Annotated in this window: 21 protein-coding genes, 1 tRNA gene and 1 other RNA gene; 14 read left to right on the plus strand and 9 right to left on the minus strand. The window is 53.9% G+C overall.

What is annotated here, in order from left to right:
• Positions 1-26 precede the first annotated feature (26 nt).
• Positions 27-320: an HTH-type transcriptional regulator gene (locus tag ACS0RQ_RS00920; RefSeq protein WP_271849253.1), complete on the minus strand. Its 294-nt coding sequence runs from the start codon at positions 318-320 to the stop codon at positions 27-29.
• A gap of 377 nt (positions 321-697) precedes the next feature.
• Between ACS0RQ_RS00920 and ACS0RQ_RS00925 the strand changes: the two genes are divergently transcribed.
• The gene (locus tag ACS0RQ_RS00925; protein WP_271849254.1) at positions 698-1,408 is read left to right on the plus strand and encodes a DUF3053 domain-containing protein; all 711 of its coding nucleotides are present in this window, start codon (positions 698-700) and stop codon (positions 1,406-1,408) included.
• A 193-nt stretch (positions 1,409-1,601) separates the two neighbouring features.
• A complete protein-coding gene (tnpA, locus tag ACS0RQ_RS00930) occupies positions 1,602-2,060 on the plus strand; it encodes an IS200/IS605 family transposase (RefSeq protein ID WP_038918153.1) in 459 nt (152 codons plus the stop codon).
• A gap of 124 nt (positions 2,061-2,184) precedes the next feature.
• On the opposite strand, the gene ghrB is transcribed toward tnpA, so the two are convergent.
• The 6 genes from ghrB to ACS0RQ_RS00960 all read right to left on the minus strand — a co-directional run bounded on the left by ghrB (position 2,185) and on the right by ACS0RQ_RS00960 (position 7,707).
• Positions 2,185-3,159, minus strand: coding sequence for a glyoxylate/hydroxypyruvate reductase GhrB (gene ghrB, locus ACS0RQ_RS00935; RefSeq protein ID WP_071195041.1), 975 nt, complete (start codon positions 3,157-3,159; stop codon positions 2,185-2,187).
• A 20-nt stretch (positions 3,160-3,179) separates the two neighbouring features.
• Entirely contained in the window at positions 3,180-4,460 is a 1,281-nt protein-coding gene (locus tag ACS0RQ_RS00940; protein WP_271849382.1) for an MFS transporter, read from the minus strand.
• Between the two features lie 223 nt (positions 4,461-4,683).
• Complete coding sequence (locus ACS0RQ_RS00945) at positions 4,684-5,622, minus strand: sugar kinase (protein WP_334634024.1); 939 nt, start codon at positions 5,620-5,622, stop codon at positions 4,684-4,686.
• Positions 5,623-5,626: 4 nt separating this feature from the next.
• Positions 5,627-6,376 (minus strand): sugar phosphate isomerase/epimerase family protein, encoded by a 750-nt coding sequence (locus tag ACS0RQ_RS00950; protein WP_271849380.1) that lies wholly within the window; start codon positions 6,374-6,376, stop codon positions 5,627-5,629.
• A 112-nt stretch (positions 6,377-6,488) separates the two neighbouring features.
• Positions 6,489-7,505, minus strand: a complete 1,017-nt coding sequence (locus tag ACS0RQ_RS00955) for a LacI family DNA-binding transcriptional regulator (protein ID WP_334634020.1) — start codon at positions 7,503-7,505, stop codon at positions 6,489-6,491.
• Positions 7,417-7,707: a hypothetical protein gene (locus ACS0RQ_RS00960; RefSeq protein WP_146158920.1), complete on the minus strand. Its 291-nt coding sequence runs from the start codon at positions 7,705-7,707 to the stop codon at positions 7,417-7,419. Before ACS0RQ_RS00960 ends, ACS0RQ_RS00955 begins: the two co-directional genes overlap by 89 nt.
• On the opposite strand from ACS0RQ_RS00960, the gene ACS0RQ_RS00965 reads away from it, so the two are divergent.
• Positions 7,702-10,050: a molybdopterin guanine dinucleotide-containing S/N-oxide reductase gene (locus ACS0RQ_RS00965; protein WP_337259750.1), complete on the plus strand. Its 2,349-nt coding sequence runs from the start codon at positions 7,702-7,704 to the stop codon at positions 10,048-10,050. The two genes, ACS0RQ_RS00960 and ACS0RQ_RS00965, sit on opposite strands and share 6 nt — an antisense overlap.
• Here ACS0RQ_RS00965 and ACS0RQ_RS00970 read toward each other — a convergent pair.
• Positions 10,013-10,459, minus strand: a complete 447-nt coding sequence (locus ACS0RQ_RS00970) for an N-acetyltransferase (RefSeq protein ID WP_039080191.1) — start codon at positions 10,457-10,459, stop codon at positions 10,013-10,015. The genes ACS0RQ_RS00965 and ACS0RQ_RS00970 overlap by 38 nt on opposite strands.
• On the minus strand, positions 10,437-11,018 hold the full coding sequence (gene tag / locus ACS0RQ_RS00975) for a DNA-3-methyladenine glycosylase I (RefSeq protein WP_039080192.1): 582 nt from the start codon (positions 11,016-11,018) through the stop codon (positions 10,437-10,439). Before tag ends, ACS0RQ_RS00970 begins: the two co-directional genes overlap by 23 nt.
• Positions 11,019-11,162: 144 nt before the next feature.
• On the opposite strand from tag, the gene ACS0RQ_RS00980 reads away from it, so the two are divergent.
• The 11 genes from ACS0RQ_RS00980 (at position 11,163) to dppF (ending at position 22,530) form a co-directional block, all read left to right on the plus strand.
• Positions 11,163-11,876, plus strand: a complete 714-nt coding sequence (locus ACS0RQ_RS00980) for an autotransporter domain-containing protein (protein ID WP_334634028.1) — start codon at positions 11,163-11,165, stop codon at positions 11,874-11,876.
• A 244-nt stretch (positions 11,877-12,120) separates the two neighbouring features.
• Positions 12,121-13,323, plus strand: coding sequence for an L-lactate MFS transporter (locus ACS0RQ_RS00985; RefSeq protein WP_271849378.1), 1,203 nt, complete (start codon positions 12,121-12,123; stop codon positions 13,321-13,323).
• Positions 13,324-13,461: 138 nt separating this feature from the next.
• The gene (locus ACS0RQ_RS00990; RefSeq protein WP_110296458.1) at positions 13,462-13,893 is read left to right on the plus strand and encodes an organic hydroperoxide resistance protein; all 432 of its coding nucleotides are present in this window, start codon (positions 13,462-13,464) and stop codon (positions 13,891-13,893) included.
• Between the two features lie 214 nt (positions 13,894-14,107).
• Positions 14,108-15,790, plus strand: a complete 1,683-nt coding sequence (gene eptB / locus ACS0RQ_RS00995) for a kdo(2)-lipid A phosphoethanolamine 7''-transferase (protein WP_271849377.1) — start codon at positions 14,108-14,110, stop codon at positions 15,788-15,790.
• A gap of 90 nt (positions 15,791-15,880) precedes the next feature.
• A tRNA-Pro gene (locus tag ACS0RQ_RS01000) sits at positions 15,881-15,957 on the plus strand.
• Between the two features lie 32 nt (positions 15,958-15,989).
• Positions 15,990-16,123: non-coding RNA, RtT sRNA (locus ACS0RQ_RS01005), on the plus strand.
• Between the two features lie 698 nt (positions 16,124-16,821).
• Entirely contained in the window at positions 16,822-18,429 is a 1,608-nt protein-coding gene (gene dppA / locus ACS0RQ_RS01010; RefSeq protein WP_039080197.1) for a dipeptide ABC transporter periplasmic-binding protein DppA, read from the plus strand.
• A 168-nt stretch (positions 18,430-18,597) separates the two neighbouring features.
• The gene (gene dppB, locus ACS0RQ_RS01015) at positions 18,598-19,617 is read left to right on the plus strand and encodes a dipeptide ABC transporter permease DppB (protein WP_039080198.1); all 1,020 of its coding nucleotides are present in this window, start codon (positions 18,598-18,600) and stop codon (positions 19,615-19,617) included.
• Positions 19,618-19,626: 9 nt separating this feature from the next.
• A complete protein-coding gene (gene dppC, locus ACS0RQ_RS01020; protein WP_039080199.1) occupies positions 19,627-20,529 on the plus strand; it encodes a dipeptide ABC transporter permease DppC in 903 nt (300 codons plus the stop codon).
• A 10-nt stretch (positions 20,530-20,539) separates the two neighbouring features.
• Positions 20,540-21,523: a dipeptide ABC transporter ATP-binding protein gene (gene dppD, locus ACS0RQ_RS01025; protein ID WP_271849376.1), complete on the plus strand. Its 984-nt coding sequence runs from the start codon at positions 20,540-20,542 to the stop codon at positions 21,521-21,523.
• Positions 21,520-22,530 (plus strand): dipeptide ABC transporter ATP-binding subunit DppF, encoded by a 1,011-nt coding sequence (dppF, locus tag ACS0RQ_RS01030; protein ID WP_039080201.1) that lies wholly within the window; start codon positions 21,520-21,522, stop codon positions 22,528-22,530. Before dppD ends, dppF begins: the two co-directional genes overlap by 4 nt.
• Positions 22,531-22,563: the final 33 nt, after the last annotated feature.

Below are 22,563 nucleotides of genomic sequence, written 5' to 3' on the forward strand. Positions count from 1 at the left end.
CATTGCGGGGGTTTTGACTGCCAGATTTATTCCATTAACTGTTTACTGAGCATCGGATTTGAATGGATCAGGCGCATCAGCTTCATTTCGGTCACTGAAGGACGAACACGTTTTGATTCCCATTCCTGCACCATTGCTACGCTAACACCCATTGCACGTGCAAAATCATCAATTTTTAACCCAGTGCCACGTCGTAATTGTTCAAACTCATTGAAAGAATTAGGCTTTTGGGTCAGGGTAACCGCTTGCGCTACATCTTTTTTAAAGACAATCTGTTCCAGACTGCTCAGCAGCTCAAACATCGGATCTTTATATTCCATTGAGAACTCCTCTAAAAACACACAGCGGATAGTGATACAGCACAAGTAAGAATAGTCGTTAAAAACGCGGGCGGGAGGGCGTGACCAGGATATATCGTGGAAAAGAGGACCTTTCATGCTTTTGAAATGCATATTCAAACGTTTCGCTAAACGTTAATTGCTTGATTACGCAAGCCCAGGAATAAATACGTATTTTTTTGTAAATCGTTAGCAAAAAATCGCATGACGAAACGGCGTGAGGTCTAACCTGAGCGTGTCCCGACATGAATAAGAAAGCATGGAAAAGGGTATCCTGAGACGCCGACCTGGACTATCCTTGTAAGCCGTCAGGCACGCGTGTTTCGTTGTGCGCATTTTTGGGTGAAAGGAGTATTAAAATGGCGACAGGTAAGTCCTGCTCTCGCTGGTTTGCGCCTCTTGCGGCGTTGTTAATGGTAGTTGGCCTGAGTGGGTGTTTTGATAAAGAAGGCGATCAGCGCAAGGCATTTATCGATTTTCTGCAAAATACGGCGATGCGTAGCAGTGAACGTCTTCCCGCGCTGACGGCTGACCAGAAAAAACAATTTGGCCCGTTCGTCTCTGATTACGCCATTCTGTATGGTTATTCCCAGCAGGTGAATCAGGCGATGGATTCTGGTCTGCGTCCGGTGGTGGATAGCGTAAACGCGATTCGCGTACCGCAGGATTATATGACTCAGCGTGAACCGTTGCGTCAGGCAAATGGTTCTCTCGGCGTGCTGAGTCAACAATTGCAGAATGCGAAAGTGCAGGCTGATACAGCTCACGCGGGGCTGAAACAGGCGGATGACCTGAAACCGGTCTTCGAGCAGGTGTATTCGAAAGTGGTAACCGCTCCGGCTAACGCGCTGCAACCCCTGATCCCGGCGGCACAGACTTTCACGCAGCAACTGGTGCAGGTGGGTGATTTTATTGCTCAGCAGGGTACGCAGGTGAGCTTTGTTGCCAATGGCATCCAGTTCCCGACCTCACAGCAGGCCAGCCAGTATAATTCACTGATTGGGCCGCTGGCGTCTCAGCATCAGGCGTTTATGCAAGCCTGGACCGCAACGGTGAATGCGACGCAGTAAGCGTGGAACCCATAATAAAAAAGAGGCGAGATAATCGCCTCTTTTTTGTTGTCTATAGAAAACCCCCAGCTAGGCTGGGGGTTCCGGAAAGCTTTCAGCTTTAAGCCAGTTATTAAAACCCCTTTTGATTTGTTAAAACAGCTTGCGGTCTGGCAACTGCAAAAGTTCAACAAGAAATCAAAAGGGGGTCCCGATGGGGGACGAAAAGAGCTTAGCGCACACCCGATGGAACTGTAAATATCACATAGTTTTTGCGCCGAAATACCGAAGACAGGCGTTCTACGGAGAGAAACGTCTGGCGATAGGCAGCATTTTAAGAAAGCTGTGTGAGTGGAAAAACGTACGGATCCTGGAAGCTGAATGCTGTGCAGATCATATCCATATGCTTGTGGAAATCCCGCCCAAAATGAGCGTATCCGGCTTTATGGGATATCTGAAAGGGAAAAGCAGTCTGATGCTTTATGAGCAGTTTGGAGATCTGAAATTCAAATACAGGAACAGGGAGTTCTGGTGTCGGGGATACTACGTGGATACGGTAGGGAAGAACACAGCGAAGATACAGGAATACATAAAGCACCAGCTTGAAGAGGATAAAATGGGTGAGCAGTTGTCGATCCCTTATCCGGGCAGCCCGTTTACGGGCCGTAAGTAAGGAAGTTTGATGCAAATGTCAGATCGTATGCGCCTGTTAGGGCGCGGCTGGTAACAGAGCCTTACAGGCGCATCTGAAAAACCTCCGGCTATGCCGGAGGATATTTATTTCTGCCGGAGAAAACTTATTTTAAAACCTGCGGATTAACACAGTTTTTCTCGACGTTGCCATTCAGCGCATCAATGAGGTTATCTACCGCGCAGGCGGCCATACCGTAGCGTGTTTCGTGAGTGGCAGAACCAATATGCGGCAGTGCCACTACGTTGGGTAAGGTCAGCAGAGGGGAGTCTACCGGTAAAGGTTCCTTCTCAAACACATCCAGACCGGCCGCATGAATCTCGCCTTTTTTCAGCGCCTCAATGAGGGCTTTCTCATCGACAACCGAACCGCGACCCGCGTTGACGAAAATCGCCGATGATTTCATGATGGCGAATTTCTCTGCGTTGATCAGATGGTGTGTTTCCTGGGTGTACGGCAGGACGAGAACCACATAGTCAGACTCTTTAAGCAGCGTATCCAGATCGCAGTAGCGGGCCTGGAAACGGCTTTCCGCTTCCTGATGCTGGCGGCGTGCGTTATAGAGAATCGGCATACCGAAACCAAAGTGCGCACGTTGCGCCAGCGCCAGGCCGATGCGGCCCATTCCCACGATGCCAAGCGTTTTGTGGTGGACGTCAACGCCAAACCAGTCCGGACCAATACCCCTGGTCCATTCGCCTTTCTTCACTCGCTCCGCCACTTCCACCACCCGACGTGCGGAACTCAGCACCAGCGCCATGATGGTATCGGCCACAGTTTCGGTCAGCACGGTCGGGGTGTGCATCAGCAGAATATTTTTTGCATTCAGCGCGTCCACATCAAAGGTGTCGTAACCCACTGAAATGGTCGATGCGGCGCGCAGTTTCGGCATCTTTGCCAGCAATGCGGCGTCCACCTTTTCACTGGAACCCAGCAGGCCTTCGGCACTGGCGAACGCGTCGGCATGTTGCTCCACCGTTTCCGGGCGCAGGTTAGCCACCTGCGTGACGGTGAAATGTTCTTCCAGACGGCGTTTCAGGTCATCAGGCAATGCTTTATACAGGATGATGGACGGCTTCATGGCTTCTCCCTCGTTAAGATTCAGGCGTGACGAGCGCCCGCTGGAATTGTTTTATCGTTAGCAGGCTTCACAATTAAAGTAAGCCATACAGATGCAAAAAGTGCCACCCCCATAAAAATGTACGAGGCTGCCGGGCTGCCCGTTGCGCCATTAAGGTAGCCAACGAACCAGGAACCGAAGAATGAGCCGAGCGCGCCCATGCTGTTGATAAGCGCCATGGCGCCACCCGCAACGTTACGCGGCAGCATTTCGGGAATGATCGCAAAGAACGGGCCGTAGGGGGCGTACATGGCAGCACCGGCGATCACCAGTAGGGTGTAAGAGGCCCAGAAATGGTTTGCTCCAACTGCCCAGGAGCCAATAAACGCGAAGCCGCCAATCAGCAACAGTGGCCAGACGAACAGCTTACGGTTTTGCAGCTTATCCGATGCCCAGGAGGCCAGAATCATCGCTATGGTCGCAGCCAGGTACGGAACGGAGGAGAGCCAGCCCACTTCGACCATACCGAGATTGGCTCCGCCGTTACGGATGATGGACGGCAGCCACAGTACGAAACCGTAAACACCAATACTCCAGGCAAAATATTGCATACACAGCAGGATAACGTTACGGGAGCGGAAAGCTTCGCCGTAATTACGCACAGCTTTGATGCCTTGCTGTTCCTGATCCAACTGTGTTTGCAGGGCAGATTTTTCGTCCTCTGACAGCCAGCCAACCTGAGTGGGTTTGTCGCGGACCAGCATCCACCAGGCAAAAGCCCAGATGATGGCCGGAACCCCTTCAATGATGAACATCTCGCGCCAGCCGAGCGCCTGAATCAAGTAACCAGAGACCACAGACATCCACAACACGGTGACCGGGTTACCGAGGATAAGGAAGGTGTTGGCACGTGAACGTTCCGATTTGGTAAACCAACTGCTGATATAAATCAGCATGGCTGGCATGACCGCGGCTTCTACCACGCCGAGAATAAAGCGAATGGCGGCGAGCATCGGGATATTGGTGACCATCCCGGTCAATGACGCGCAGCCGCCCCACAGAATCAGGCAGACAAAAATCAGTTTGCGAACACTGCGGCGTTCCGCATAAATCGCTCCGGGGATCTGGAAGAAGAAGTAGCCCAGAAAGAATAGCGCGCCAAGCAGAGAGGAGACCCCTTTGGTAATACCTAAGTCGTCGTTGATCCCGGCGGCGGAGGCGAAGCTAAAGTTCGCCCGGTCGAGGTAGGCCAGACTGTAAGTGATGAAAACAATCGGCATGATGTAAAGCCAGCGTTTTGCTGCATTTGTCGAGCTTTTCATAATGTTGCCTCTATGGTTGAGGTTTGCGCCGCCTGTTTGTAGGGTCCAGGGTGGCTTTGTTACTTTTAGTGATGGGTTTACCCCCTCACCCTAACCCTCTCCCTCAAGGGAGAGGGGATAAGTCCGCTGCGATGTTTTTCTCCCGTCCCTCAAGGGAGAGGGGATAAGTCCGCTGCGATATTTTTCTCCCTCTCCCTGTGGGAGAGGGCAGGGGTGAGGGGAATCATTCACCCAGTCCTTCACGTGTGGGCAGCCCCTCGCTATCCCCCAGCACCTGAATGGCAAGCGAGCCAATCTTGTTGCCGCGCCGAACGGCCTGTTGCAGCGTCTTGCCTTCCAGCAGAGCGCTAATCACACCGACGGCGAAACCATCTCCGGCACCGACGGTGTCAACCACGTTATCCACTTTCACGGGAGCGACCGCGTCTTGCTCGCCGCTGGCGGTTTTATACCAGGCGCCATCCGGGCCAGTTTTAATCACTACGGCTTTAACGCCGCGTTGCAGGTAAAAATCAGCGATGCCTTCTGGAGATTGCTGTCCGGTCAGGATCACGCCCTCTTTCAGCCCCGGTAACACCCAGTCAGCCTGGAAAGCGAGGCGGTTAAGTTTCTCTACCATCTCTGCTTCGCTTTTCCACAGCACCGGGCGCAGATTCGGATCGAAAGAAATGGTCTTGCCCTGAGCTTTCATTGCCGCTGCCGCATATTCCAGCAGTTCATAGGATGTCGAAGAGAGCGCTGCCGCCACGCCACTCAAATGCAGGTGGCGCGCTTCGTTGAAGGCTACGGCGTGAAAATCGTCCGTTGAAAGGTGGCTTGCCGCCGATCCTTTACGGAAATACTCCACAATGGGATCGGTTCCATTTTCGGCTTTCGATTTTAGCTGATAGCCCGTTGCGAAGCGTCCATCAACGGTGACGCCGCTGGTGTCAATATTCTCTTTTTTCAGCGAGTTAAGAACAAAACGTCCAAAACTGTCATCGCCTACGCGGCTGATCCAGCAGACTTTCATTCCCAGCCGCGCCAGACCCGTCGCCACGTTCAGCTCCGCGCCCGCAACGCGCTTCACAAAATGTTCTGCATCGGCAAGATCGCCGGTTTCGGTGGCGACAAACATGGCCATGGCTTCGCCAATCGTGATGACATCAAGCGAGTTATGCATGGCGTTACTCCTCACGTAACAATTCGACGTAGTGACGGGTGACGGCGGTCAGGTCGTCGCCTTCAAGTGGAAATTCAATCCCACGCGGGGCATCGGGCGGTAGCTGCTTTAACAGGGCAAGCCAGCGTTCATCGGCTTTATCGGGTGCGACGGCGCGATAATTCTCATGGTGTGGAATGGCAGCCTTCACATGAATATAGCTCACTGCGGGGGCCAGAAGATGCGCTGCCGCTTCCGGCGACTCGCCGACCCATACCCAGTTGCCAGTATCGAAGGTGAGCGTCACCGGCAGCGCCAGTACATTGCAGGCAGCTTTAAAGCGCTGCATCGGCGCCAGTTGTCCGCATTCGGTCTGATCGTTTTCGACCACCAGCGCCATGCCGCTCTCTGCAAGCCAGCCGCGTAGGGTTTCCAGCACGTCTTTACGCTGATAATGGCCGAGAGAGACTTTGAGCCACAGTGCCTTGAGCGTACGCGCTTCTTCAAGCAGGGCAGGCAAGTGCGGGTTCAGAGAACCGTCTTGCAGGCACAGCGCGTATGGCGCGGAGTAACAGGCCAGTAAACGGTGGTCTTCAATGGTGGCGGCCAGAGTAGAGAGGCTGTTCAATTCCTGATCGCTTAACAGTTCGCGGCGTATCTCCACGCCGTCTGCACCTGCGTTGGCAATCAGCGGCAGGACGGCCTGCTGGCCGCCCATCGCCTTAATTTGTTCGCTGCCATAGGCGGCGGTGACAACGATGATTTTTCTTTTCATCTTCCGGCTTCCCAGGAGTTAAAGACAATTTGCTTGTCTGTAACGCTAGATGGAACCGGTTCCAAAGAAAAGCACAGTGCATCGAATTTATGATCGTCATCACGAAGGTTAATTATCGTGCAGTTGAACCGCGCACGATGAGCTCCCCGGAAAAGACCCGCTCGCGGACGGTATCGCTGTTGCCTTCGATACGCTCAACCACTTGTTCTACCGCGGCATAGCCAATTTGCCAGGTCGGTTGTTTGAGGGTAGTGATACCGACCCCCGCCAGCTCAGCCCATTCCAGCTCATCAAAGCCGAGCAGGCCGATATCGCTACCCCAGTGCAGACCAATGCGTTTCAGCGAGCGGGCAACTTGCAGCGTCAATGCGCCATTGGCAGAGATCACCGCTTTGCGCATGCCACGGTGGCGGGAGTGGAACTGGCGCAGGGCGTTATCGATCTGGCTGGCTTCGTGTAGCGGCGTTTCGGCGTTTTCTGCCACCACGCCGGGGTAGCGGGCGAGCGTGGTTCGAAAGGCATCCAGACGTTCCCGCCGCGTATTCACCGTGCCCAGCGGTTCGCTGAGGAACATCAAGGCTTCAAAGCCTTGTTCAATCAGGTGTTCAGTTGCGGTGGTGGCAGCCTGGGTGTTATCTAACCCCACGACGTCACAGGCGAAATCGGGGATCTTACGGTCAATCAACACCATGGGCAGGGAGGATTGCTGCAGGCGGTTTAGCCCCTCTTCGCGCATCCCCACCGCGTTCACCACGATGCCTTCTACCTGATAGCTACGCAGCAGGTCCAGGTAGTGCAGCTCCTGATCGACTTCGTTGTTGGTATTACAGACCAGCGGGGTGAAGCCCTTTTCCCGGCAGGCCGCTTCGATCCCGCTCAGCACATGTACGGAATAGGGGTTCGTGATATCGGCAATAATGAGACCAATCAGGCGAGTGCGCCCGTGCTTGAGGTTGCGTGCCATCAGGCTGGGGCGATAATCGAGTTCGGCAATGGCATGTTCAATTCGCGCCAGCAAGGCATCCGAGAGGAGATGTTTTTCACCATTCAGATAGCGTGAAATGCTGGTTTTGCCCGTTTTTGCCGCTTTCGCGACATCGCTGATGGTCGGGCGCGTCGTTTTCGCCATAAATGCTTCCCTCGCGGTAGTTGTGAGACCACACGATAGCGCGAAAATCCGCACTGGCAAGGGGGAACATCCCGCTTATCGCCTTCTGCGTGGCCATCATGCCGTTTAATTCTTTGCCAATTTGCCGCGCGTGTGGATGATAGAGCGCGACATCCATTATTTCATAAGACAGCGAAACGACGCTGTCGCCACCTGCATGCATCAGGAGCGCGCTTTGGCAAACTCTGCACTTAAAACAGTTCTTACGGCAGCCCACTGGGGGCCGATGTTGGTCGAAACCGACGGCGAAACGGTGCTGTCATCACGCGGGGCGCTTCCCACGAACCACCCTAACTCGCTGCAAACGGTGGTGCGCGACCAGGTCCACAGTAAAACCCGCGTCCGCTTTCCTATGGTTCGTAAAGGCTTTCTGGCATCTCCGGACAGCCCGCAGGGCGTTCGCGGCGAGGATGAATTCGTCCGTGTCTCCTGGGATGATGCGCTTGCCCTCATCCATCAGCAGCACAAACGCATTCGCGAAGAACATGGCCCGGCATCCATTTTCGCCGGATCGTATGGCTGGCGCTCGAACGGTGTGTTGCACAAAGCGGCGACACTGTTGCAGCGTTATATGAGCCTTGCTGGTGGCTATACTGGCCATCTGGGGGACTACTCCACCGGTGCTGCGCAGGCGATCATGCCGTACGTGGTCGGCGGCAACGAGGTGTATCAGCAGCAAACCAGCTGGCCGCTGGTCCTGGAGCATAGCGATGTGGTGGTGCTGTGGAGTGCCAACCCGCTGAATACGCTGAAAATTGCCTGGAATGCCTCGGATGAGCAGGGTATCGGCTATTTCGATGCCTTACGCAAAAGCGGCAAACGGCTGATCTGCATCGATCCGATGCGATCGGAGACCGTCGATTTCTTTGGCGACAGCGTGGAGTGGTTAGCACCGCACATGGGAACCGATGTGGCGATGATGCTCGGTATCGCCCATACGCTAGTGGAAAACGGCTGGCAGGATGAGGCATTCCTGGCGCGCTGTACGCAAGGCTATAGCGTCTTTGCAGATTACCTGACCGGGAAAAGCGACGGCGTGGCGAAAACGGCAGAGTGGGCGGCGGATATTTGCGGTATTCCTGCGGCGAAAATTCGTGAACTGGCAAAACTTTTCCACGAAAACACCACGATGTTGATGTCCGGTTGGGGAATGCAGCGCCAGCAGTTTGGCGAGCAGAAACACTGGATGCTGGTGACCCTGGCGGCGATGCTGGGCCAGATTGGGATCCCCGGCGGCGGCTTTGGCCTGTCGTATCATTTTGCCAACGGCGGTAACCCTACGCGCCGGGCGGCGGTCCTGGCCTCGATGCAGGGGTGCGTTAAAGACGGCATTGAAGCGGTCGAAAAAATCCCCGTGGCGCGCATTATTGAAGCGCTGGAAAAACCGGGAGCCTTCTACCAGCACAATGGTATGGACCGACACTTCCCGGATATTAAATTTATCTGGTGGGCGGGTGGCGCCAACTTTACCCACCATCAGGACACGAACCGACTGATTCGTGCCTGGCAGAAGCCGGAACTGGTCGTCATTTCTGAGTGTTTCTGGACGGCGGCGGCAAAACACGCGGATATTGTCCTGCCTGCCACCACATCGTTTGAACGTAACGATATGACCATGACGGGCGACTACAGCAACCAGCATCTGGTGCCGATGAAGCGTGTGGTGCCCCCGCGCGATGAAGCGCGTGACGATTTCGAGGTGTTCGCCGATCTTAGCGAGCGTTGGGAAGCGGGCGGGCGTGAGCGCTTTACCGAAGGTAAAAGCGACCTCGAATGGCTGGAAACCTTCTACAACATCGCAGCGCAGCGAGGTGCCCCGCAGGGCGTTACCCTGCCGCCGTTTGCCGAGTTTTGGGAAGCGAATGCCCTGATTGAAATGCCAGAAAGCGAAGAGAATGCCCGCTTTGTACGCTTCGCTGATTTCCGCCGTGACCCGCAGGCGCATCCGCTCAAAACCGACAGTGGTAAAATCGAAATTTACTCGGCGCGCATTGCTGGTTTTGGTTATGCCGACTGCCCGCCGCATCCGATGTGGCTTGAGCCAGATGAATGGCACGGTAATGCCCGACCAGAGCAGTTGCAGCTTCTTTCTGCTCACCCGGCGCATCGTCTGCATAGCCAGCTTAACTATTCGTCACTTCGCGAGCAGTATGCGGTGGCGGGGCGCGAACCGGTGACGTTGCATCCGAGCGACGCGAAAGCGCGCGGCATCGCTGATGGCGATCTGGTGCGTGTCTGGAACCAACGCGGACAGGTGCTGGCAGGCGCCGTAGTCAGCGAGGGGATCAAGCCCGGAGTGATCTGTATTCACCAGGGCGCCTGGCCGGACCTTGAGCGTGCCGAAGGGGGGATCTGTAAAAACGGCGCGGTTAATGTGCTGACAAAAGATCTCCCCAGCTCAAAGCTGGGGAATGGCTGTGCGGGGAATACCGCACTGGTATGGATGGAAAAATACAGCGGTCCGGCACTTACGCTGACGGCGTTTGATCCGCCTGCCAGTTCATAATCCAGGTCGGGTGCTGCGTCTCTTCCTGCCAGGCGCTGTCCTCTATGCGAAAGCCCTGCGCGTGATAGAAATTCACCGCCCGCTCGTTTTTCTGGTACACCTCCAGGCTTAAGGCATTAAAGCACTGCTTGACGTGATCAAGCAGTGCGGTGCCGATCCCTTTGCGCAGTGCCTTCGGGCAGACAAACAAAGCCCCGATATACTGCGAGTCCATTACGCTTATAAAGCCGTACAGCTTGCCTTCTTCCTCCCAGACCCAGGTGCGGGCAGACGGGAGATAAACTTCCCGCACCAGCATCTCGCTGTCTTGCCAGTAGGTTGCCGCAATAAACGGGTGCGCATAGGTGGTGCTTTCAAGCCACAGGCTCAACAGAGGAGACAAATCTTTACTGTGCCACTCTCGGATCATGCCGACCTCCGGGATGACAAAAACAGTCCGTAATATGGTCATTAACCAGACCGCAAGCTTGCATAAAGGAGTAGCAGATGGTGGTGCCGACAAATTTGAAGCCGCGTTTTTTTAGCGCCTTTGACAGGGCGTCGGACGCGGGCGTTGAGGTGGGAATGTCGCCGAGTGTGGCGGCCTGGGTAACCTGCGGCTCGTTTTCAACAAACGACCAGACAAACGGGGCGAAAGGCTCGCCGTTTTGTTCCATGGCAAGCAAGGCGCGGGCATTGCCGATAATCGCCTCAATTTTGCCGCGATGGCGAATAATTCCGGCATCCAGCATCAGGCGTTCGACATCCTCTGGCCCCATCGCGGCCACTTTTTCAGGATCGAACTGATGAAAGGCATTACGGTAATTTTCGCGTTTTTTGAGTACCGTAATCCATGATAAACCTGCCTGTTGTCCTTCAAGGCAAATCATCTCAAACAATTTTTTACCGTCTGTTTGCGGTACGCCCCATTCTTTATCGTGATAAGCAAGATAAAGGGGGTCTTGAGTCACCCAACCACAACGCTGCATATCCTTCTCCGTTGCTGATGTTGATCAAAATTATGTAAGTTGCAGGCTTGACGCGACTGCTAAAAAGACAATAGTTAGGTAAGGGATATCTACCCTCGCCTTTTGCCCAACAAAAACGATAACAAATACGCCGTTTTGGCTCTTTTGTGGAGTCGCATTGATGAAAATAAAAAACAGTGGCCGTTTGATAGCGGTAGTGCCTGCTTGTCTGCTTGTCTGCTTTTTAGCCATGCTGCATTTGCCTGGCAACAAGAATATATCGCGATCGATTCGCAAAATAATATGCCGCAACGCTATACATGGGATAGCGATCACCAGCCACGTTATAACGATATCCTGGAAGAACGCATTCGCTCGGCGCAGAGTGGGCCTGGTGTTGCCTTTAATCTGCCAGATAAAACGCCGATGGATGCCGTCAGCACCATGAGTATTGGCCTGAATATTCCACTCACAGGCAATGTGATGACCGGGCCGGTGGCCGTCTGGCATTACGATGGCTCTACGACCTCAATGTACAATGAATATGGCGACAGCGCGACTACGTCGCAATACAGCGATCCGCTCTGGCACGCGACTGTCAGTTCCCTGGGATGGCGCGTGGATAGCCATATTGGTGACTTTCGCCCATGGGCGCAAATTAGTTACAACCAACAGTTCGGGGAGAACGTCTGGAAATCACAATCCGGACTGAGTCGCCTGACCGCCGCGAACCAGTACGGTAACTGGCTGGATGTGTCTGTCGGTGCCGATATGCTGCTTAATCAACATTTCGCCGCTTATGCCTCAATGTCGCAGTCGGAAAACTCGCTCACCGGGCCGAATTATCTCTATAGCATGGGCGTCAGCGCCCGTTTTTAAAGATCATTTAATACAAAGTGATCACAATTAAGAAACAATAAACACGCGCCCTGTATCGATAGTATGTACTAACTCACCTGAGGAAATGAGGTGAGTCTGTTTTTCGAAATGTCATTCATTCCTGCATATATGCATTTCATTCCCCGCTTACTGCATTTCATGCCTTTTTAGCCCTGGCATGAAATGCGCTTCGTTATTGTTGTCCGCAGTGAATTCCCTTAATTTTCTCTGCAGGACAACTGCCATGAATACATCATCCTTGAATCGCACACGCTGGCTGACGCTGGCTGGTACCATCATCACACAATTTGCGTTGGGATCTGTTTATACTTGGAGCCTGTTTAATAGCGCGCTGGCAGACAAGTTGGGCGAGCCGGTAAGTCAGGTTGCGTTTTCATTTGGTCTGTTAAGTCTGGGGCTGGCGTTATCCTCCTCCATCGCCGGGAAACTGCAGGAACGTTTTGGCGTAAAACGGGTGACCATAGCGTCTGGCGTGCTGTTGGGTATTGGCTTTTTCCTGACCGCCCACTCCAACAACCTGACGATGCTGTGGCTAAGTGCGGGTGTGCTTGTGGGGCTGGCGGATGGTGCCGGTTACCTGCTCACCCTTTCCAACTGTGTGAAATGGTTCCCGGAACGTAAAGGGCTGATTTCCGCCTTTGCCATCGGGGCTTATGGCCTGGGCAGCCTGGGTTTTAAATTCATCGACAGCCACCTGCTGGCCACCGTTGGCCTGGAACAGACCTTCATGATCTGGGGGGCGATGGCGCTGGTGATGATTGTTTGCGGTGCGATGCTGATGACTGACGCTCCGCAACAAACAGTGGGTGCGGTCAATGGTGTGGTGGAAAATGATTTCACGTTGGCGCAGTCGATGCGTAAACCGCAATACTGGATGTTAGCCGTAATGTTCCTGACCGCCTGCATGAGTGGCCTGTATGTGATTGGCGTAGCGAAAGATATTGCGCAGGGCATGGTGCATCTTGATGTGGCAACGGCCGCCAATGCGGTCACCGTGATTTCTATTGCGAACCTCACCGGTCGCCTGGTGCTGGGCATTCTGTCCGATAAAATCGCCCGCATCCGCGTTATTACCATTGGCCAGGTGATTTCACTGGTTGGTATGGCAGCCCTGCTGTTTGCGCCACTGAATGCGGTTTCTTTTTTCGCGGCGATAGCCTGCGTAGCTTTCAATTTCGGCGGCACTATTACTGTGTTCCCGTCGCTGGTCAGCGAGTTCTTTGGTCTGAACAACCTCGCGAAAAACTACGGTGTGATTTACTTAGGTTTTGGTATCGGCAGTATTTGTGGTTCGATTATCGCTTCGCTGTTTGGCGGTTTCTATGTCACTTTCTGCGTCATCTTCGCGCTCCTGATTGTCTCCCTGGCACTTTCCACGACCATCCGTCAGCCGCAGCGCAGCGTGTATAAACCAGCGCATGCCTGATTCCCCCCCCCGGCTTTACAAAAAACCGCCGCCATAAACTGTCGGCGGTTTTTTATTACCCTTACGTGCGGGCTTTTCTGAAGCTCCCCTGACAACGACTATTCTTAATAGCAGGTCTTTCAACAGAAGGAGTTGCATATGTCGTTAGAAAAAGTGGTGTATCGGGCGAAGGCGAAAGCCACCGGAGGCCGTGACGGCAGAGCCATCTCGTCAGATGGCGTTCTGGATGTGAAACTGGGCGTGCCAAAAGAGATGGGGGGAGCCGGTGGAGAGGTGACGAACCCGGAACAACTGTTCGCCGCCGGGTATTCGGCCTGTTTTCTCGGAGCGTTAAAACATGTCGCGTCGGTAGAAAAACAGCGCCTACCGCAAGAGGCTTATATTGAAGGCACCGTGGGCATTGGCCCTTTGCCGACCGGGTTTGGTATTGAAGCGCAACTGGATATTCATCTGCCGGGAATGGATCATCAGATAGCACAGGAATTGGTGAAAAAAGCCCACATAGTGTGTCCTTATTCCAACGCGACCCGCGGCAATATTGACGTTAAGCTGAACGTGATCACTGCCTGAATACTATTCAGGTGTCAGATAGTGTGTTTCCGGTTATATAATTTTGTAAATGTATGACCGGATCACAATTCGGACAGACACTTTTTCCCGCCCTTGTGGTCTACTTATCCGCGCTTAAGAAGTTCCTCAATTAACTTCCCTTGCGTTTAATGCCTGATCGGTGCTGCTACGAGCGCTGAGCGGCTTTGTTTTCCCTTTTTCCAGGGTTGCTTGCATGAGTTATTTAAAAGCAATGACTCAGCAGAAATTGAGTTTTCTGCTGGCATTGTATATTGGCTTGTTTATGAATAGCGCAGTTTTCTACCGTCGGTTTGATGGTTATGCGCAAGCGTTCACCGTCTGGAAAGGACTCTCTGCGGTTGTTGAACTGGTTGCCACTGTTCTGGTGACTTTCTTTTTATTACGTGTGCTCTCATTGTTCGGGCGCCGGGCCTGGCGTGTACTGGCATCGCTGGTGGTGCTGTTTTCAGCAGCAGCCAGTTATTATATGACCTTCCTGAATGTGGTTATTGGCTATGGCATTATCGCTTCGGTGATGACCACAGACATCGATCTCTCCAAAGAGGTGGTGGGCTGGCAGCTCATTGCCTGGGTGGCGATTGTCAGTGTTATGCCGCTGTTGTCTATCTGGAATAACCGCTGTCGCTACACCCTGTTGCGCCAGTTGCGTACGCGCGGCCAGCGTGTGCAGAGCGTGACCCTGGTCGTCCTGGCCGCGCTGCTGGTATGGGGACCCATTCGCCTTCTGGATTTGCAGCAGAAGGAAGAAGAACGGACATCGGGCGTGGACATGCCGAGCTATGGCGGCGTGGTGGCGAACTCCTATCTCCCTTCCAACTGGCTTTCAGCACTTGGGCTGTACGCCTGGGCGCAGGTAGACGAGTCGTCGGATCATCGTTCCTTGATCAACCCGGCGGCGAAATTCAGTTATGTCGCGCCGGACGACATCAATGACACCTATGTCGTGTTCATCATTGGCGAAACGACGCGCTGGGATCACATGGGGTTGCTCGGTTACTCGCGTAACACCACGCCAAAGCTGGCGCAGGAGAAGAACCTGGTCGCTTTCCGAGGCTACTCGTGTGATACCGCCACCAAGCTGTCGCTGCGGTGTATGTTCGTACGTGAAGGTGGGGTGGAGGATAATCCCCAGCGCACGTTAAAAGAGCAAAACGTCTTTTCCGTGCTGAAACAGATGGGCTTCTCTTCCGACCTGTATGCGATGCAAAGCGAGATGTGGTTTTACAGCAACACGATGGCAGACAACATTGCCTATCGTGAACAGATTGGCGCGGAGCCGCGTAACCGGGGCAAGAGCGTTGACGATATGCTGTTAATTGATGAGTTGCAGCAATCGCTAACGAATAACAAGCAGGGCAAGCATCTGATTATCCTGCATACCAAAGGTTCGCACTTCAATTATACCCAGCGCTATCCCCGTAGCTTCGCACAGTGGACGCCGGAGTGTGTGGGGGTGGACGATAAATGCAGCAAAGAAGAGTTGATCAATTCGTACGATAACTCCGTCACCTATGTGGACTATTTTATCGACAACGTAATCGACAAGCTGCGTGATAAGAAAGCGATTATCTTCTATGCGGCGGACCACGGTGAGTCGATTAATGAGAAGGAACATCTGCACGGTACGCCGCGTAAGATGGCGCCACCGGAGCAGTTCCGCGTGCCGATGATGGTATGGATGTCGGACAAGTATCTGCAAAACCCGGACAAGGCGAAGATGTTTGCACAGCTCAAACAGCAGGCGGAGATCAAGGTGCCGCGCCGCCATGTTGAACTGTACGACACCATCATGGGCTGCCTGGGATATACCTCGCCAAACGGCGGGATTAATGAAAATAACAACTGGTGCCACGTACCTGCTAACAAGGTAAATTGAGGCGCTGGCGGCTTTCTCGCCAGTCAGTTGGCTTTTTTACATTAAGGGATTGACGGTCGGGGTGTGTGGCAGTAAGATGCGCCCCGCATTCGGTGATTGGCGCAGCCTGGTAGCGCACTTCGTTCGGGACGAAGGGGTCGGAGGTTCGAATCCTCTATCACCGACCAAATTCGAAAAGCCTGCTCAATGAGCAGGCTTTTTTGCATCTGTGCCAATGAGGATGAGAACCTCCGGGGGCAGGGAGGTTCGACCCGAGCGAAGCGAGAGAACGTTGCGTCAGCAACGGCCCGCAGGGCGAGCCACGCAGTGGCGAGTAATCTCTATCACCGACCAAATTCGAAAAGCCTGCTCAACGAGCAGGTTTTTTTGCATCTGTGGTTTTGTAGCCCTGGCAAGCAAAGCGCCGCCGGGGTGGTGCTATTGAACCGCATCTCCCCCCTCACTCCCTGGAAAGAAGGTTAGGGGAAAAACCATCTGCTTCTGTTACCGTTCCATAACCTTATTTCACCCTGCCACGTCACGGTTTTGTGACATAATCCATTGTATTTTTTTATATATAGTTCGATCTTTTTTCGCGTTGCTTATGGATAGAGTTAGCATTTTACGCTGTGCGTTTTAACGTTCGCGGTATTAATCGCTCACATATTCATCATTCCGCAAGAAATTTTTCATAATCTGCTCAAACGTTAAACACCAACCTGAGATGATTCTCAAGCTTATTATTCTGCCCATAACGGCATAGCACAAATTTACCTGCTGAAAATAGCAGCTTGAAGTTTTTTTTAACTTTGTTTGTTGATTCTCATCAACGATGTAAATCCCCGTTACCTGTATTGACGTTTTGACATTCTATTGACAGATTGTAGGGCATGAGGGGCATTTCATGGAGAATCTGCACTGCAACTCAGTCAATCTCGTGAAAGGATTTCCCGTCTCTCATAGCTTCCGATAAGTCCAGGCAAAAATCTAATAACGGCCTGTCGGATAACCCAGCGCAAGGGTAACAACACATATCACATTGGAGCAGAATAATGAGTATTTCCTTGAAGAAGTCAGGGATGCTGAAGCTTGGTCTTAGCCTGGTGGCTATGACTGTGGCGGCCAGCGTGCAGGCAAAAACCCTGGTTTATTGTTCAGAAGGCTCGCCTGAAGGCTTTAACCCACAGCTTTTTACTTCTGGTACTACTTACGATGCCAGCTCTGTGCCGATTTATAACCGTCTGGTTGAGTTCAAAACTGGTACTACTGAGGTCATTCCGGGTCTTGCTGAGAAGTGGGATATCAGCGCCGATGGCAAAACCTACACTTTCCACCTGCGTAAAGGCGTGAAGTGGCAGGACAACAAAGATTTCAAACCGACGCGTGAATTCAACGCGGACGACGTCGTATTCTCCTTTGATCGTCAGAAAAATGCCCAGAACCCGTACCATAAAGTCTCTGGCGGCAGCTACGAATACTTTGAAGGTATGGGCCTGCCAGACCTGATTAGCGAAGTGAAGAAAGTCGACGACAACACCGTTCAATTCGTGCTGACCCGTCCGGAATCTCCATTCCTGGCTGACCTGGCAATGGACTTCGCGTCTATTCTGTCCAAAGAATATGCCGACAACATGCTGAAAGCCGGTACGCCGGACAAAGTAGACCTGGATCCGATCGGTACCGGTCCGTTCCAACTGCAACAGTACCAGAAAGATTCCCGTATTCTGTACAAAGCGTTTGAAGGTTACTGGGGCACCAAGCCGCAGATTGACCGTCTGGTCTTCTCCATCACGCCTGACGCTTCCGTACGTTATGCCAAATTGCAGAAAAACGAGTGCCAGGTTATGCCGTACCCGAACCCGGCTGACATCGCTCGTATGAAACAAGACAAAAACATTAATCTGATGGAGCAGGCTGGCCTGAACGTCGGTTACATGTCTTTCAACACCGAGAAGAAACCGTTTGATGACGTGAAAGTGCGTCAGGCGCTGACTTACGCGGTAAATAAAGAAGCGATCATCAAAGCCGTTTACCAGGGTGCTGGCGTAGCCGCGAAAAACCTGATTCCGCCGACAATGTGGGGCTATAACGACGACGTTAAGGATTACACCTACGACGTTGAGAAAGCGAAACAGTTGCTGAAAGAATCCGGCCACGAGCAGGGCTTCACCGTTGAACTGTGGGCGATGCCGGTACAGCGTCCGTACAACCCGAACGCTCGCCGTATGGCTGAGATGATTCAGGCTGACTGGGCGAAAATCGGTGTTCAGGCCAAGATCGTTACCTACGAGTGGGGCGAGTACCTGAAACGCGCCAAAGCGGGTGAGCACCAGGCTGTAATGATGGGCTGGACCGGCGACAATGGGGATCCGGATAACTTCTTCGCAACCCTGTTTAGTTGCGCTGCGGCGAAAGACGGTTCCAACTACTCTCGCTGGTGCTACAAGCCGTTTGAAGACTTGATTCAGCCGGCTCGCGCAACTGACGACCACAACAAGCGTATTGAACTGTACAAACAGGCTCAGGTAGTGATGCATGACCAGGCTCCGGCACTGATTGTCGCGCACTCCACCGTGTATGAGCCGGTGCGTAAAGAAGTCAAAGGCTACGTGGTTGATCCGCTGGGCAAACACCACTTCGAAAACGTGTCAGTTGAATAATAGGCACGATGCCTGAGTCCCTCCTCCCTTTCCGGGGGGAGGGTTTTTGTTCCTTATTCCTCCGGGAAAAGGCCTGGATAGAGGGGATTTTCCCGTTTATCCAAACATTTGTGAGCAATACAGACGCACTACCGCCAGGTGCATGCGTCACTACAGAGAATCCGGGTTATGTTGCAGTTCATCCTCCGACGTCTGGGGCTAGTTATCCCGACGTTTATCGGTATCACCCTTCTCACCTTTGCCTTCGTTCATATGATTCCCGGTGACCCGGTGATGATCATGGCAGGTGAGCGTGGTATCTCTCCTGAGCGTCATGCCCAGTTGCTGGCAGAGCTTGGTCTCAACAAGCCGCTGTGGCAGCAATACGTCAACTATGTGTGGGGCGTGTTGCATGGTGATTTAGGGATCTCTCTTAAGAGCCGTCTTCCGGTGTGGGACGAGTTCGTACCGCGTTTTAAAGCGACGCTGGAACTCGGCGTCTGCGCCATGATCTTCGCGGTGGCTGTCGGTATCCCGGTGGGCGTAATGGCTGCTGTGAAGCGTGGTTCCATTTTTGATCATACCGCCGTGAGCCTCGCGCTGACCGGTTACTCAATGCCTATCTTCTGGTGGGGCATGATGCTGATCATGCTGGTGTCGGTACACTGGAACCTGACGCCGGTATCCGGGCGCGTCAGTGACATGGTGTTCCTTGATGACAGCAACCCGCTTACCGGTTTTATGCTGATCGACACGGCTATCTGGGGCGAGCAGGGTAACTTCATCGATGCCCTGGCGCACATGATTCTGCCTGCTATCGTGCTGGGGACAATCCCGTTGGCGGTTATCGTCCGTATGACTCGCTCCTCGATGCTGGAAGTGCTGGGCGAAGACTATATCCGTACCGCGCGCGCCAAAGGGTTAACCCGTATGCGCGTTATCATCGTCCACGCGCTGCGTAACGCGATGTTGCCGGTGGTGACCGTTATCGGTCTGCAGGTCGGGACATTGCTGGCTGGTGCGATCCTGACGGAAACCATCTTCTCCTGGCCGGGCCTGGGCCGCTGGTTGATTGACGCGCTGCAACGCCGCGATTATCCGGTTGTGCAGGGTGGGGTATTGCTGGTCGCGACGATGATCATTCTCGTCAATCTGTTGGTCGACCTGCTCTACGGCGTGGTGAACCCGCGTATTCGTCACAAGAAGTAAGGGGCCATCATGTCACAAGTTACTGAAAATAAAGTTATCTCTGCACCGGTCCCGATGACTCCGCTGCAGGAGTTCTGGCACTATTTCAAACGTAATAAAGGCGCGGTTGTTGGTCTGGTTTACGTGATCGTGATGCTGCTTATCGCTATCTTCGCGAACGTGCTGGCACCGCATAACCCGGCGGATCAGTTCCGCGATGCGCTGCTGGCGCCGCCGGTCTGGCAGGATGGCGGCACATGGTCGCATATTCTGGGTACCGATGACGTAGGCCGCGATACCCTGTCGCGTCTGATGTTTGGTGCGCGCCTGTCGCTGCTGGTCGGCTGTCTGGTGGTGGTGTTGTCACTGATCATGGGGATTATCCTCGGTCTGGTGGCGGGCTACTTTGGCGGTGTCATCGATAGCATCATCATGCGTGTTGTCGACATCATGCTGGCACTGCCGAGCCTGCTGCTGGCGCTGGTCCTGGTGGCGATATTTGGTCCTTCGATAGTCAACGCATCGTTAGCGCTCACTTTCGTCGCCTTGCCGCACTATGTACGTCTTACCCGTGCCGCGGTGCTGGTGGAAGTTAACCGCGATTACGTGACGGCTTCCCGCGTGGCGGGGGCTGGCGCGATGCGTCAGATGTTCGTCAATATTTTCCCTAACTGCCTTGCGCCGCTGATTGTTCAGGCGTCGCTCGGTTTCTCGAACGCCATTCTCGACATGGCCGCCCTCGGCTTCCTTGGCATGGGCGCGCAGCCGCCAACACCGGAGTGGGGTACTATGCTCTCCGACGTGTTGCAGTTCGCGCAAAGTGCCTGGTGGGTCGTGACCTTCCCTGGTCTGGCGATCCTGCTGACGGTGCTGGCATTTAACCTGATGGGTGACGGCCTGCGTGATGCGCTCGACCCCAAACTGAAGCAGTAAGAGGTTCGAGATGGCGTTATTAAATGTTAATAAATTATCGGTGCACTTCGGCGACGAAGGCAGCGAGTTTCGCGCAGTAGACCGCGTAAGCTACAGTGTGAATCAGGGTGAAGTAGTTGGCATCGTGGGTGAGTCTGGCTCTGGTAAATCGGTCAGCTCGCTGGCGATCATGGGGTTGATTGACTTCCCAGGCCGCGTAATGGCGGAAAATCTGGAGTTTAACGGTCAGGATTTGAAACGCATTTCGGAAAAAGAGCGCCGCAGTCTGGTGGGTTCCGAAGTGGCGATGATCTTCCAGGATCCGATGACCAGCCTGAACCCCTGCTACACTGTCGGTTTCCAGATTATGGAAGCGATCAAAGTGCATCAGGGTGGCAACAAGCACACCCGCCGCCAGCGCGCGATTGATCTGCTCAACCAGGTCGGTATTCCCGATCCGGCATCAAGGCTGGACGTTTATCCTCATCAGCTCTCCGGTGGGATGAGTCAGCGTGTCATGATTGCGATGGCGATCGCGTGTCAGCCGAAACTGCTGATTGCCGATGAGCCAACGACTGCGCTGGACGTGACTATTCAGGCGCAGATTATTGAGCTGCTGCTGGAGCTACAGCAAAAAGAGAACATGGCGCTGATCCTGATCACCCATGACCTGGCGCTGGTGGCCGAAGCGGCACACAAAATCATCGTGATGTATGCAGGCCAGGTGGTGGAAACCGGGGCGGCGAAAGATATCTTCCGCGCACCGCGTCATCCGTATACCCAGGCACTGCTGCGGGCATTGCCGGAGTTTGCGCAGGATAAAGCGCGTCTGGCGTCGCTGTCAGGTGTCGTACCCGGTAAGTATGACCGCCCGAATGGCTGTCTGCTGAATCCGCGTTGCCCCTATGCAACGGACCGATGCCGCGCCGAAGAGCCTGCGCTGAACACCGTTGACGGTGGACGCCAGTCGAAATGTCACTACCCACTCGATGATGCCGGGAGGCCCACACTATGAGTACGCACGAGGCCGCCACGCAACCGCTGTTGCAGGCTATCGACCTGAAAAAACACTACCCGGTGAAGAAGGGGCTGTTTGCCCCGGAACGCCTGGTAAAAGCGCTGGACGGCGTATCGTTCACCCTGGAACGTGGCAAAACGCTGGCTGTGGTCGGTGAATCCGGTTGTGGTAAATCCACGCTGGGCCGTCTGCTTACAATGATCGAAACCCCGACCGGTGGTGAGCTGTACTACCAGGGGCAGGATCTGCTGAAACACGATCCGCATGCGCAGAAACTGCGTCGCCAGAAAATCCAGATCGTGTTCCAGAACCCGTACGGTTCGCTGAACCCGCGCAAAAAAGTGGGACAGATTCTGGAAGAACCGCTGCTGATTAACTCCTCCCTGAGCAAGGCGGAGCGTCGTGAGAAAGCGCTGGCGATGATGGCGAAAGTCGGCCTGAAAACCGAGCATTACGACCGTTACCCGCACATGTTCTCCGGTGGTCAGCGTCAGCGTATCGCTATTGCCCGTGGTCTGATGCTGGACCCGGACGTGGTGATTGCCGACGAACCGGTCTCCGCGCTGGACGTTTCTGTTCGCGCGCAGGTGCTGAACCTGATGATGGACTTGCAGCAGGATTTGGGGCTGTCCTATGTGTTTATCTCCCACGACCTGTCTGTGGTGGAACACATTGCCGATGAAGTGATGGTGATGTATCTGGGCCGCTGCGTCGAGAAGGGCACCAAGGACCAGATCTTCTCTAATCCGCGTCATCCGTACACCCAGGCGCTGCTCTCTGCGACGCCGCGCCTGAACCCGGACGATCGCCGCGAGCGCATCAAGTTGACCGGCGAGCTGCCGAGCCCGCTGAGTCCGCCGCCGGGTTGCGCGTTTAACGCCCGCTGCCGCCGCCGCTTCGGTCCCTGCACCCAGTTGCAGCCGCAGCTCAAAGACTACGGCGGCCAACTGGTTGCCTGCTTCGCGGTCGATCAGGATGAAAACGGCGAGAAGCCACAGGCGTAATGCGCTGAAATAAAAAACCGGAGCCATGTGCTC

It is taken from the genome of Phytobacter diazotrophicus (assembly GCF_052061655.1).
Taxonomy (GTDB): Bacteria; Pseudomonadota; Gammaproteobacteria; order Enterobacterales; family Enterobacteriaceae; genus Phytobacter; species Phytobacter diazotrophicus.